Below are 13,145 nucleotides of genomic sequence, written 5' to 3'. Positions count from 1 at the left end.
GCGATGAGAAATCGCGGCTATGGAACCTCACCCTGCCCTCCGGGCATCCCTCTCCATACCTTGGCGATGAGAAATCGCGGCTATGGAACCTCACCCTGCCCTCCGGGCATCCCTCTCCTTAGTAAGGAGAGGGAAAGATTTTAGCGCAGCTAAAAGCGAGGGTGAGGTTTTGAGTGAGATGTGTGTACATCGTAGCCGCCGCAAGCAGAGGAGGGGATTAAGGGGTGGGGTGCTGCGTAAACTTGATATTATTTATAAGTTTTGTTTAACCTTTGGTTACGAACACATAAGCGTTAGCCACAACAACAACTTCGGAAGTAACGACAACAACTTCGGAAGTAACGACAACAACTGCGGGAGTAACGACAGCAACTTCGGGAGTAACGACAGCAACTTCGGGAGTAACGACAATAACTTCGGGAGTAACGACAACAACTTCGGGAGTGCGATTGATTTGGGAATGCGATCGCCATTGTCGCAACAATCAAACGATGATTTGGAAATGCGATCGCACTGTTTCTAACAGCCGTGTTTTATTCTAGAAATAAAAAGGAGCAAAATTATGCAAGCCTACAAACTAAATGCAACAATTGATGAATCAGGTCACTTAATTATTGACGAACCTCTTAATATTGCTCCTGGAAAAGTGGAAGTTATTATTTTGCAGCCAACTCCAACTACTACCGACACTCCTAAACAAACCAAGAAGCGGGAATACAAAGTCCAAGCCCTGAAAGATTTGCTCGAAAATGCTCCACCTACACCACCAGATTTTGACCCAGATGAAGCACGATGGGAAGCGTTGAAGGAGAAGCATAACCTGTGAAGGTTCTCCTAGACACGAACATTATTGTTGACGTAGCACTTGATCGCGATCCTTTTTTCACAAATAGCGAACAAGTTCTAGCAAGAGTAGAACGGCAGGAGATTCAAGGTTATCTTTCCGCATCTACTTTCAGCGATTTATACTATATCATCCGCAAAGTAAAAGGTCACACTTGGACACTGCAATTTCTGCAAAGAATGACGACTCTTTGCCAAGTCGCCACAGTAGACAATACCACAATCAACATGGCGCTAACTACCACCTTCAAAGATTTTGAAGACGCTATTCAATACAGCACTGCGGTTCTTAATCGCTTATATGCTATTATTACTCGCAATCCTGGAGATTTTCCAGTAACGACTCCACGAATTATTACTCCTGAACAGTTAATTCAAGAATTAATAAATCCTTGATAGATTATTTTGCCAAAAATTTATTTATGAACACGCAATTAACCCCTTCTGAAATCCAACAAATCCAACAAATTCTCAAAGACGAACCCGCGCAAAAAGCACTTTCCACCCTAGAACAAAACAATGGCAATTTAGAAGCGACTTTTGATACCCTTTGGCACGAACAATTCGGCATTCAAGACTACGGCAAAGGCAAATCTCTGTTGCAGCTTACACTTAATGAAATCCGTGCTGAAATCTGTGGTGATGAGGGTTTACGCGGTAAACTTAAGGAATACACGAATAATCCTGGTAGCGCTTCTTTACTCAACAGTATTATCGGCTCATTGGTGACAATTGCAGCCTTACATGGCATACCTGTTGATGGGGCGATCGCTACAATCGTCGCGTTATACATTTTGAAAATTGGGCTGAATGTTTTCTGTAAATACACTGCGTCAGAGGTTGAAGAAGAGAAGAAATAAATCTCCCTACAATTTATACATACAAAATATTGAACTAAATATCTTGAGTAAAAACGAAAACTATCCTAAGATTTCATCAACAGAAATCTTCACATCACCAAACGCCTGAATCGCTAAACTTTCACCTCGCCTAAACTTCTGAACATTCTGATATCCATCAGCCGTAGGTTCAGAAAAAACTTCTACACATTGCTCATTAATATCTACTAACCAAACTTCAGTTATCTTGTCTTCTGCATACAAAGGAATTTTCACTTCTCGGTCATATTTCACTGTTGTATCTGCAACTTCTATGATGAGAAAAATATCGTTTGGTTGAGGATGTGCATTTTCATAAAAGTCTTCACGGGGTTGCAGTAATGTCACATCTGGCTGAGGTTCTGAGTTATCGCTCAATATTACAGGATTTTGGGGAGCAAGTATTATGCGTTTTCCTAGCCGCTGAATTAACAGGTTAACTAATCGATTTACACAAGCAGCATGTTTTGTCCCAATCGGTGACATTTCAATAATCTCTCCCCGTATCAGTTCTACTTGTTCATCTTCCCTGAGAATGCCAAACTCAGCCATTTTATGATATTGCTCAACTGTGAATTTCCGTCTTAGTAATTGTACAGACATTACTACCTCCACTTTTTCTTGTATCTTATAATTATCAAGAATTCACACCCGTCAGTTGTCAAAATCTCGCTTGGGCATTTTGTACAACTGTCCAGTAAATAAACGGATTTAATTGATTCCATACTCTGCTTCTATAAGTAGTTGATAAGCATTTAGTATAAAAAGTTGCAATGAGTGTCTTCTGACCGGAGTTCCGGAGTAGGCGTGACTCTTATTATTTTCCTGTTTTTTATTTCAGAATGGTTAGAAAGTCCAAGATGTGACTTAGACTCTTGTGAGATTTCCAGCAATTGGCGAAAGAGTTGACCTTGGGAACATCCTAGAGTGAAGATAATAAGGACTAGACCTCTTGCCGAAGTACGAGGGGAGTTTGATGTTGCCCGATCCCTGTTCGTCTGTTTGTTGATTGGAAGAACAAAGGGATATAGACTAAGGCTCATCATTGAATAATAAAGCCTGCATGGGCAGGCTTTGTTTGTCTAGCAGTGACAGAGGCGTTCAAACGTCGTGTCTTCTGTGCAAACCAAGTACGAACAGCAACAAAATGTGCAAGCAGTCTATTTTTCAAAAAAGCAAGTTCAGTGAGGGATGGCTGTGGAGACACTTGTGGAACACAAACTAGGTGTAAATACTAATATGAAAATTGGCGATCGCGTCCGCGTTAAAGAATCCGTCATAGTTTACCATCATCCTGAGCATCGCGGGAAAGCTTTTGACCTCGAAGGCACAGAAGGTGACGTGATAGGTATTGTCAATCAATGGCAAGGTAGACCTGTGAGTGCTAATTTGCCGATTTATGTCCAGTTTAGTAAAAAATTTAAGGCTCATTTACGTGATAATGAATTAGAAATTCTCTAAATCACTTATTTGCGGTGAAACCACTGCACTTTCACCCAAATCACAGCTGAAAATAAGTAGCCTCCTTTTGGCAGGAGGCTGTACGCTACTTTATCTACATGACTCTTACATTATTCCCAGAAATGACGAAGGATTTGTAGAAACCAAAAACGAAACGTACGATGAGTACCACAACTGATTTACCTTCTGCGAAACCACTGCATGATATTCAATTCGCCCCGCATTCTTTGTAGCTCTTGACGATGACGCTCTGCTGTAGTATTGTACCATTCACAATATTGCTTTAACTCTGACCGCGCTTGAACTTCTGTGTAAAACTGGTGAGTTGTTTGGTATGCAGAGAATGTGTCCTCAACTTCTGGTTGAGGAGAAGGTATGATGTGGGGTAACTCTTGAGACATAATCTGAGTTAATTTAAAAATTAAGAGTTAGAGATGGGGATTGAGTGTGCAAATCTTTATTCATTATTACGTACCTGTCGGGCTAATAACTTTCATCACTTCCTTTTACAGCCATCCGCGCAAACGATAAGCAAGAATACCAACGTATTCTTTCAAAGCAGAAGTAAATCGGTGTAGGTTGTCAACATCAGGTAAGATATTTAGTAAGGCTGCCTTTGGAGTGCTGCTCAATTCTTGTAATTCACTCTGACTGATGAGAAAGTCAGTGGGTGTTGGAATGACATCGATACCTAGATGTTTAAAAATGAGGAGCGATCGCGGCATATGAATGGCTGAAGTCACCAGTAAAACACGACGAATCCCACGAGAGTTGAGAATTTTCTTGACATTCACTGCATTTTGATAAGTATTGAGAGAATCAGGCTCCTGTACAATGGCTTCTTTTGGTATACCAATAGAAGTAAGGATATTAGCCATATCTCCCGCTTCTGATGGACCGCCTCCGTTCCAATCAATGCGACCACCACTTAAAATAATGATAGGAGCTTTTTTTTGGCGGTAGAGTTGAGCTGCGTAAATAACGCGATCGCCTGCTTCATTTAAATCTACAGTTGGTCGTGGCGGTAAAGCGGATTTAGTTGCACCACCCAAAACAACGATCGCCTCTGCCGTCGGTATTTCAGCAGATGGAAGGTTTTGCCATTCCAGAGACTGCACAAGTAAGCAAGAAACCCAGCCGTTACTACTAGACAATAATAGAATCACTGCCAGTACAATTGCAAGTGTCGCTGTGCGTGGTCGTTTCCATAACATGAAAAGTGCGACTAGCAAGCATAAGCAAGCTAGTCCCAGAGGATAGAAAAACAGTGGTAGCAATTTAGAGAGATATAAGAACATTTGACAAATTTTACAGTAAGGATACGAGGATACTTTACAAACGATACACAAGCACTGACTATGCGCTATACTATTGTCTCATCTGTACTGAACAAGGCGTGAATTCCAGGAGACAAGTACGGCTAGAAAGCGGGTTATCACCAAACCTGGTTTTTGATAACCTGTCAAAACTTGTGTGGTCGAGTACAAGAAGTTACGGTATCTACAATTACGACTCGTTTTCCTTGCAGAGTGATTCCACTGGAAAGAATGAAACAGATTTTTGGATGCTTCAAACTTCCTCTAGCCATGCGAGAATACTGTCTCTATTTTCCACCAAACCCTTATAAACTAGGGACTCTTGCGTCATAGACTGGATGGAAGAAGATAGTTTTTGCCGCAAATTTATATCTTTTTTAACTTCACGACAATCCCTAAAGTAAGTACGGATGGTGAATAGTGCTGTATCATATTCTGGTAGCCCCCAAATGACTTGTCGTTCAATTCTAAGAAACAGTTGGGGGTTTTCTCGATGAAACATTCTCCCCTGCCACTGGTTAATTGCTACATTGAGAGGTGGTTCGGGATGGTGATTTAGGCGGGTGTCAGTACTCAAGCCCCAAGAAAAGCGCACCATTGGTTCCCGGACAATCATCGTATTGACAATAGCACTCGCCCGTCGATTAATTTTATCTATACCAGCTACAGGTGAGTGTACAGTAACAAAGTCCTTGCCAATTTTTTCCTCGGCTGACCAATGGTTGGGGTAGCATAGATGAACTGCACTCAAGACGTTGCTACCATCTGCCCAACGACGGATCACTGCTATGTCTTCTTGTACTTGTACTGCTAAAGCATCGAGGGTAGAGGCGTAAGGTGGAATAACTTGTTCACCCTGGGTTTCGATTTGCTGTAACTCGCAATTGGCATTCAGGTAAAGAGTTTCTCCGGTTAGCTGGCTGTAAAATGCTATTTCGCCACTGGGTAACCGTTCAGTGTAAAAGTGTTGAGGGTGTTCTTGAGTAAGACGGTGAATAATCAAATGAGCAATGCCTGATGGCAAATCACTCCGCGTTAACTCACTTGTAACAGTATCAGAATAATAACAGGTTTGGTAATATTTGCTCAATCGTTCAGCACGAGCCAAAAGCTTAACTTGATGGTAGTGAGTGAAGTTATCATCAATTTGAAAGACTTGCTTGTCTGCCTCACCGTTACCGAAGCAGAAGCCGAAAGGAATAAAACCAGGCTTTACCTCGTACCGCCCATTATTAAGGGGAAAATAGCAAGCCGAACCGTTAGATGCCTCGACTGTCTTTGCTTCTTGGAACAAACTGTCTGCAAGCGTTTGCATAACTATTGTTGATATGCTTGGTTCTGTGATTGTTTGTGCTACTTTTTATAATCTTAAAGATAGAAAAAAGTTGATTTTATTGTCCTATGATAACAAAATAAAAAAAATATGAAACTATCAAACGATACATAAATTTTATTTACATAAGTTTAAGATAGCTAACAGTGGTAAACAGCCCAGGGGATAAAGTTACCACAAAAATACAAATGTATTGGGCATGGGGCTGCTATTGAGTCAGGTTTGAACTGAAAACCTATGGCTATTTTCTAACTTCATGATTGAGCATCTGAACCTCAAAGTAGGTATCGCATGATTACGCGTGTTTATTGCACGCCAGATGACTCAAACGTCATTCTGTTAAGTAGTAGGTTTTCAGTCAATCAGTTAGTCATGAACAATTATAAAGCAACTGATAACTGATAACTGATAACTGATAACTGTTAAACACTCTCTACAACGGCTGACAAAAAGTCCGAAAAAGTTATTTTGTCACCAATTGACAAACATGAAATGCTGTAAAAGTACAATTTTGTTTAGACTGATAAATTTCAGTATAAAAAGTATTTACTGAACAGATGATTTGCAGTGGGAAATAATTCAGGAGATATGTCTAGGAGAAGAATATGTTTGAGTATCTTCCGGCTTTGAATGACCACAATTTACCGTATCCGGATACAGTTCATCCCATTGTTGTACACTTTGTGATTGCGATGGTCTTGTTTGCCTTCATTTGCGATGTTATTGGCTATTTAAGCGGAAAATATCGTCTTTTTGAGGTGAGTTGGTGGAATATGTTTTTCGCTACAATTTCCATCTTCATTGCCATTATTTTTGGTCAGTTTGAAGCAGGTTTGGCAGAACCTTATGATGCTGTTGAGTCAGTGCTGAATGTCCATACATTTCTTGGTTGGTCACTTTCAGGAATCCTTGCATCTATTACAGCTTGGCGGTATGTGATTCGTAGCCGTACTCCACATAAAATACCGTTTTCTTATCTTGCACTGGGACTGATTTTAACTCTTATGGTTGGCGTACAAGTATATCTCGGAGACAAACTGGTTTGGGTGTATGGACTGCATACAGTACCAGTTGTTGAAGCACTCAAGGAGGGATTATTACAATGAACGCTGAAGTTCTTGACCAATTAAAAACACATCTTGGTGCAAACGGATTGCCCTATGCGATACCAATTCATCCAAACTTGGTTCATCTCACCCTAGGTTTGTTTATTCTTGGCATTCTCTTTGATGTCGTTGGTGTATTGTTCCCTTTACAAACTCTAGTCTTCAAGTTTTTGGCAATTAAGGCTGTTCGTTCCAACTTCTTTGATGTTGGCTGGTATAACGTGCTGGCTTCAGCTGTTATCACATTTTTTACTGTAGCAGCAGGCTTTTACGAAATGATGCTAGCAGATGCACCATCTGATGTGAAGAGTGCCTGGGGATTGCAACCAATAGAAACAATGCTTTGGCATGGTGTGGGTGGTGTTTTCTTATTAACGCTGATTGTTGGTATGACTGTCTGGAGAGGATTGCAGCGCTATGTGTGGTGCAAGGACGAAAGCCAACAAGTGCATTGGAGTTACCTAGCTTCTGGCTTCGCAATCATGTTCTTATTGTACCTACATGGAACACTAGGAGCACAACTGGCTGCTGAGTTTGGGGTACATAATACCGCCGATATGTTGTTGCGATTGGGTCAAAACCCCAATACGTTGCTGAAGTAAATAATTCTAGTCCTTAGTCATTTGTTATTTGCTAATGACTAATGACTGATGACTGATAACTGATAACTAATGACTATGAAAATCTGGAATGTTTTAATACTCATTGTAAGTGCGATCGCCCTGAGTGTTGTCAGTCTCTGGATAGGACAGCAGGCATATTCTTGGCTTCCTCCGCAAGCTGCAGCAGAATCACAACTGATAGATGATTTGTTCAGCTTTCTCGTCACACTGGGTGCATTCATCTTCTTTGGAGTGACTGCAACTCTCATATATTCCGTGACTTTCCATCGAGCAGGCAGGTATGATTTTAAAGATGGTCCTCCTATTGAAGGAAATGTCACACTGGAAGTAGTCTGGACAGCCATCCCAATTTTGGTGGTGTTATGGATTGCAGGCTATAGCTATCAAGTTTACGACCAAATGGCGATTCGTGGTCCAATGGAAATTGTCCACCTGCATACGCCAATAGGAATGGAATCAGCGTATGCTGCACCTATAAACTCCTCAGCTGAACCTGTAGAAAACATTGAAGTCAATGCGAAACAGTGGGCTTGGGTGTTCCGCTACCCAAATCAAGATGTCACCAGTACTGAATTGCACTTACCAAGTAATCACCGCGTTCGTTTAGCACTGCAATCAGAAGACGTTATCCACGGCTTTTATATTCCCGCTTTCCGACTCAAGCAAGACATCATTCCCAAACGCACAATTGATTTTGAATTCACTCCCATTCGGGTGGGCAAATATCGATTAACCGATTCCCAATTTAGCGGTACTTACTTTGCCACAATGCAGGCGAATGTGGTTGTTGAATCTCCTGAAGATTACGATAAGTGGCTTGCACAAGCCGCAACTCAAAAGCTTTCTCCTGCACCGAATCAAGCTTTTGCTGAGTATACGCAGAAAACACAAGAATCCATCAAAACTGGCTGGGCGACAGTTTCGCCTGCACAGCCTCCTGTGGTTAATTACAGCAATCCGTTGTGATTTGTGAGTTTCGCAAGGATAAATAACAAATGACGAATATTTCTGTTAAGGACATTAGTCTAACTAGTGGTGCAAAACCTGATCACGAAGCCGCAACAGGCTGGAAACGATACTTCAGCTTTAGCACTGACCACAAGGTCATTGGTATTCAGTACATTGTCACTGCTTTCATTTTCTTTCTTGTTGGTGGCATATTTGCAATGGTGATTCGGGGGGAACTGATTACCCCAGAATCAGACCTCGTTGACCGCACAGTTTACAATGCCATGTTTACTATGCATGGCACAGTCATGTTATTCGGTTGGACATTTCCAGTATTAGTAGGTTTTGCCAACTACCTTGTGCCGTTAATGATTGGGGCGCGAGATATGGCATTTCCCCGCTTGAATGCTGTTGCCTTCTGGATGGTTCCCATAGCCGGAATTTTGTTGATGGCGAGTTTCTTTGTCCCAGGTGGTCCAGCACAAGCAGGCTGGTGGTCTTACCCTCCCGTCAGTTTGCAAAACCCGTCAGGTCAATTGATAAATGGTGAATTTGTCTGGCTTTTAGCTGTGGCAATATCGGGGGTTTCCTCGATTATGGGGGCAGTCAACTTTGTGACAACAATTGTCAAAATGCGGGCACCAGGCATGACATTCTTTCGGATGCCCTTGTTTGTCTGGGCAGTCTTCAGCGCCCAAATTATTCAACTGTTTGGACTCCCTGCCTTAACTGCAGGCGCAGTCATGCTGCTTTTTGACTTGACAGTTGGAACCAGCTTTTTTGATCCTGCAAAGGGAGGTAATGCAGTTCTTTTTCAACATTTTTTCTGGTTCTACTCACACCCTGCAGTTTACGTCATCATTCTACCAGTCTTCGGGATTTTTTCAGAAATCTTTCCTGTGTATGCTCGTAAACCTCTGTTCGGTTACAAAGTCGTTGCACTTTCATCACTCTTGATTGCTGGAGTCAGTGCTTTGGTTTGGGTACACCATCTGTATGTCAGTGGGACTCCGGGCTGGATGCGGATGATTTTCATGCTTTCGACAATGTTCGTTTCTGTACCTACAGGGATTAAAGTCTTTGCTTGGGTTGCAACTATCTGGGGAGGAAAGCTACGACTAAATACGCCAATGCTATTTGCGTTGGGTGGATTAATCTTGTTCGTGTTTGCAGGAATAACTGGCATTACACTCTCTTCTGTTCCGATTGATGTTCACGTCAATAATACATACTATGTAGTCGGTCATTTCCACTACGTTCTTTACGGTACAGTAACGATGGGAATGTATGCTGCCATATATCACTGGTTCCCTAAGATGACTGGACGTATGTATTATGAAGGCTGGGGTCAGTTGCACTTTTGGCTAGCATTTATTGGCACCAATCTCAACTTTTTCCCAATGCATCCTCTAGGATTACAAGGAATGTTGCGTCGTGTTTCTTCCTACGCTCCTGAGTATGAATTCTGGAATATTGTTGCCAGTATTGGAGCGTTTTTACTAGGAATGTCTACTTTACCTTTTATTCTCAACATGATAGCTTCCTGGATGCATGGTAAGCAAGCTCCTAAAAATCCTTGGCGGGCAATTGGATTAGAGTGGCTGGTTTCTTCACCACCACCTGTAGAGAATTTTGAAGAAATTCCTGTGGTGATTTCTGAACCATATGGCTACGGAAAATCTGAACCATTGGTAGCTACAGCGGGTCAAGTTCATAATCACAAATCGTAGGTTGACATAAAGAAATGTATTTCTTGTGATGACTGTTGGTGGTTAGTTTAACTACTTCCTTCTCGTTCTAAAATTACCTCTTTTGGGCAGCGAAGCGTATTTCCTCTGCGTTCTCTGCGTCTGGTGCGGTTTTAAAATCAGTAATCTTTTGGTGGGAAGGAAGTCAGGACTTACGCAAAATTATGAAAAAACGAACCGCATAGACGCGCAGCGGTGAGACAGCGCTGCAGGAGGGTTTCCCGACAGAGGCGACTGCGTTAGCGCAGCGAGACCGAAGGTCTTCCCCGAAGGGCTTCCCGCAGGGTAGGACGCAAAGGACGCATTAGCGCAGCGTGCCCGCAGGGCATAGGAATAAAAGTTTTAGAGAGTTCTTGCGTAAGTCCTAGGAGTAACTGCCAACGACTAAGTACAAATAATCAGCCGTAAAATAAAGGAGAATTTCATCAATGGATAGTTCCATCATTACAGAACAAATACAGCAACCTTTGCATGAGCATACTCACGACGAAGAAGGCAACAAAATGTTTGGCTTTGTTGTGTTCTTACTCTCAGAAAGTGTGATTTTCTTAAGTTTTTTCGCCGGATATATTGTCTACAAAACAACAACTCCCGACTGGTTACCGTCTGGTGTTTCTGGATTAGAAATTAAAGACCCTGCTATTAATACGGTGGTTCTTGTTGCTAGTAGTTTTGTTATTTATCTGGCAGAACGTGCATTATTACGTCACAACTTGAATCAATTTCGCCTGTTTCTTTTGGCAACAATGGCGATGGGAACTTACTTCCTTGTTGGGCAGGCGATTGAATGGAATCACCTTGCTTTTGGCTTTACCAGTGGTGTTTTTGGTGGGACGTTCTATTTGTTAACTGGTTTCCACGGTTTGCACGTTCTCACTGGAATCATATTGCAAATGATTATTTTTGCTCGCTCGTTTATTCCGGGTAATTATGATTCTAGTCACTTTGGTGTGAATGCCACATCTTTGTTTTGGCATTTTGTTGATGTGATTTGGATTATTTTGTTTGTTCTCATTTATATCTGGCAGTGAAGAAAAGTAGAAAGAATCGGACTTACGCACTATCTGCTAGAAACCCGGTTTCTGAGTTCATATTTGATTGCAAAACAGAGATTTCTGGTAGAAACCGGGTTTCTTTGCGTCAGTCTTTAAGAAAGCAATTATCTTTTTACTTTTGCTTTGTTACTTGTTTCCTTATACCCTTAAAGGAGGAAAATTTCTATGATTATTGATGACCAACACTATGACTTAATTATCGTTGGTACAGGTGCTGGTGGAGGTACATTAATACATAAACTTGCACCGACAGGTAAGAAAATTCTTGTTTTAGAAAGAGGCAATTTCTTACCCAAAGAAAATGAAAACTGGAATGCCGGAGAGGTTTTTAAAAAAGGACGTTATCACACTCGTGAACAGTGGTACGATATTTCCGGAGAACCTTTTCGTCCCCAAACCAACTATTGGGTTGGAGGTAACACCAAGGTTTATGGTGCGGCTTTGTTACGGATGCGCGAAAAGGATTTTGAGAAGGTTCAACATCAAGATGGTATCTCTCCAGAATGGTCTTTAAAATACCAAGACTTTGAACCTTACTATACAGAAGCAGAAAAGCTTTACTCTGTTCATGGTAAACAGGGAGACGATCCAACAGAACCTCCTCGAAGTGAAGATTATCCTTATCCTCCAATCAGCCACGAAGCCCGAATGCAGCAAATTTGCGATGCTATCTCTCATCATGGGCTGCATCCAGGATATCTACCTTTGGGTTTAAGGTTAAATGAAAGTGATGGTAGCCAGAGTCTTTGTATCCGGTGTAAAACTTGTGATGGCTTTCCCTGTAAGATTGATGGTAAAGCTGATGCTGAGGTATCAGGAGTTGTCCCTGCTTTAGAATTTCCTAACGTGACGCTGAAGACTGATGCTAAAGTTGTACGTTTACACACTAGTCCGTCTGGTCGAGAAGTAAAAGCCGTTGAAGCGGAAATTGCTGGTCAATCTTATCTGTTTTTCAGTGATATTGTAGTGCTGGCGTGTGGTGCTGTAAATTCAGCAGCTTTGTTGTTGCGATCGCCAAATGAAAAACACCCTACTGGATTAGCTAATAGTTCTGATCAGGTGGGACGCAATTTTATGAAACACCTGTTGTCAGCAGTGGTACAGCTTACTCCCACACCTAACTCTGCTGTGTTTCAGAAGACGATTTACGTCCACGATTTTTATTGGGGAGACTCAGATTTTGAATATCCGATGGGTCATATCCAAAATACAGGTAGTATTCTTCAGGATATGATTCCTGCTGAAGCACCGCCTTTGTTGTCTCTTCTATCAAGATTCATACCAGAATTTGGACTACAGCAGCTAGCAACACGTACAATCGGTTGGTGGTTGCAAACAGAAGATTTGCCTGACTCCAACAATAGAGTGCGCGTGCAAGGTTCCAAGCTGCATCTGGATTACACGCCTAATAATGTTGAGGCTCATGACCGTTTGATTTATCATTGGACAGAGGTGTTGAAAGCTATAGACAAAACTACAAAAAGCTCGGTGTTACCGTTAAGCATATATCCTTATAGCAATACGCCTATTCGAGTCGTGGCGCATCAGAGTGGGACTTGTCGCTTTGGAGAAGACCCGACAACATCTGTTCTCGACCTGAATTGTCGCACGCATGATGTAGATAATCTCTATATTGTAGATGGCAGTTTTTTCCCATCTAGTTCTGCTGTGAGTCCTGCACTGACGATTATGGCGAATGCGTTGCGTGTTGGCGAACACTTGATTTCACGGTTGAATTAGTACGAGTGTGATATCAAATTTTCGTTCATAATTTTCAGTCTATAGCAATCCTAAGTTATAAGTCCTGCAGGCACGCGCAAAGAACTTACACAAC

15 protein-coding genes are annotated in these 13,145 nt (G+C 41.8%); 10 read left to right on the top strand and 5 right to left on the bottom strand.

What is annotated here, in order from left to right:
* Positions 1-265: 265 nt before the first annotated feature.
* The gene (locus DP117_RS11710; protein WP_169218479.1) at positions 266-484 is read right to left on the bottom strand and encodes a hypothetical protein; all 219 of its coding nucleotides are present in this window, start codon (positions 482-484) and stop codon (positions 266-268) included.
* A gap of 78 nt (positions 485-562) precedes the next feature.
* Between DP117_RS11710 and DP117_RS11705 the strand changes: the two genes are divergently transcribed.
* Genes DP117_RS11705 through DP117_RS11695 form a run of 3 tightly spaced genes read left to right on the top strand, consistent with a single transcriptional unit; the run spans position 563 to position 1,703 of the window.
* Positions 563-826, top strand: coding sequence for a hypothetical protein (locus DP117_RS11705; RefSeq protein ID WP_169218478.1), 264 nt, complete (start codon positions 563-565; stop codon positions 824-826).
* Entirely contained in the window at positions 823-1,239 is a 417-nt protein-coding gene (locus DP117_RS11700; RefSeq protein ID WP_169218477.1) for a PIN domain-containing protein, read from the top strand. Before DP117_RS11705 ends, DP117_RS11700 begins: the two co-directional genes overlap by 4 nt.
* Before the next feature lie 26 nt (positions 1,240-1,265).
* Positions 1,266-1,703, top strand: a complete 438-nt coding sequence (locus DP117_RS11695) for a hypothetical protein (RefSeq protein WP_169218476.1) — start codon at positions 1,266-1,268, stop codon at positions 1,701-1,703.
* Positions 1,704-1,763: 60 nt separating this feature from the next.
* Here the strand turns inward: DP117_RS11695 and DP117_RS11690 are convergent, their stop codons facing one another.
* Entirely contained in the window at positions 1,764-2,324 is a 561-nt protein-coding gene (locus DP117_RS11690; protein WP_169218475.1) for a Uma2 family endonuclease, read from the bottom strand.
* 588 nt (positions 2,325-2,912) lie between these two features.
* Here DP117_RS11690 and DP117_RS11685 point away from each other — a divergent pair.
* A complete protein-coding gene (locus DP117_RS11685; RefSeq protein ID WP_169218474.1) occupies positions 2,913-3,182 on the top strand; it encodes a ferredoxin-thioredoxin reductase variable chain in 270 nt (89 codons plus the stop codon).
* Between the two features lie 179 nt (positions 3,183-3,361).
* Here DP117_RS11685 and DP117_RS11680 read toward each other — a convergent pair whose 3' ends face one another.
* The 3 genes from DP117_RS11680 to DP117_RS11670 form a co-directional block, all read right to left on the bottom strand.
* Positions 3,362-3,583 (bottom strand): hypothetical protein, encoded by a 222-nt coding sequence (locus tag DP117_RS11680; protein WP_169218473.1) that lies wholly within the window; start codon positions 3,581-3,583, stop codon positions 3,362-3,364.
* A 105-nt stretch (positions 3,584-3,688) separates the two neighbouring features.
* Positions 3,689-4,480 carry a YdcF family protein gene (locus DP117_RS11675; protein WP_169218472.1) on the bottom strand — a complete coding sequence of 264 codons (792 nt, stop codon included), beginning with the start codon at positions 4,478-4,480 and terminating at the stop codon, positions 3,689-3,691.
* 271 nt (positions 4,481-4,751) lie between these two features.
* A complete protein-coding gene (locus DP117_RS11670; protein ID WP_169218471.1) occupies positions 4,752-5,813 on the bottom strand; it encodes a DUF3445 domain-containing protein in 1,062 nt (353 codons plus the stop codon).
* A 623-nt stretch (positions 5,814-6,436) separates the two neighbouring features.
* Here DP117_RS11670 and DP117_RS11665 point away from each other — a divergent pair.
* The 6 genes from DP117_RS11665 (at position 6,437) to DP117_RS11640 (ending at position 13,051) form a co-directional block, all read left to right on the top strand.
* Positions 6,437-6,937 carry a DUF2231 domain-containing protein gene (locus DP117_RS11665; protein ID WP_169218470.1) on the top strand — a complete coding sequence of 167 codons (501 nt, stop codon included), beginning with the start codon at positions 6,437-6,439 and terminating at the stop codon, positions 6,935-6,937.
* Positions 6,934-7,539, top strand: a complete 606-nt coding sequence (locus tag DP117_RS11660) for a DUF2231 domain-containing protein (RefSeq protein WP_169218469.1) — start codon at positions 6,934-6,936, stop codon at positions 7,537-7,539. The genes DP117_RS11665 and DP117_RS11660 overlap by 4 nt, the downstream gene beginning before the upstream one ends.
* 75 nt (positions 7,540-7,614) lie before the next feature.
* A complete protein-coding gene (locus DP117_RS11655) occupies positions 7,615-8,526 on the top strand; it encodes a cytochrome c oxidase subunit II (protein ID WP_169218468.1) in 912 nt (303 codons plus the stop codon).
* 29 nt (positions 8,527-8,555) lie between these two features.
* Complete coding sequence (gene ctaD, locus DP117_RS11650) at positions 8,556-10,238, top strand: cytochrome c oxidase subunit I (protein WP_169218467.1); 1,683 nt, start codon at positions 8,556-8,558, stop codon at positions 10,236-10,238.
* A 446-nt stretch (positions 10,239-10,684) separates the two neighbouring features.
* Positions 10,685-11,287 carry a heme-copper oxidase subunit III gene (locus DP117_RS11645; protein ID WP_169218466.1) on the top strand — a complete coding sequence of 201 codons (603 nt, stop codon included), beginning with the start codon at positions 10,685-10,687 and terminating at the stop codon, positions 11,285-11,287.
* Positions 11,288-11,476: 189 nt separating this feature from the next.
* Positions 11,477-13,051 (top strand): GMC family oxidoreductase, encoded by a 1,575-nt coding sequence (locus DP117_RS11640; protein ID WP_169218465.1) that lies wholly within the window; start codon positions 11,477-11,479, stop codon positions 13,049-13,051.
* Positions 13,052-13,145 lie beyond the last annotated feature (94 nt).

Origin of the sequence: Brasilonema sp. UFV-L1 (assembly GCF_012912105.1) — a bacterium.
Classification (GTDB): Bacteria; Cyanobacteriota; Cyanobacteriia; order Cyanobacteriales; family Nostocaceae; genus Brasilonema.
Note: the sequence above shows the minus strand (reverse complement) of the source record. Positions and strands in the feature narration are given on the sequence as shown.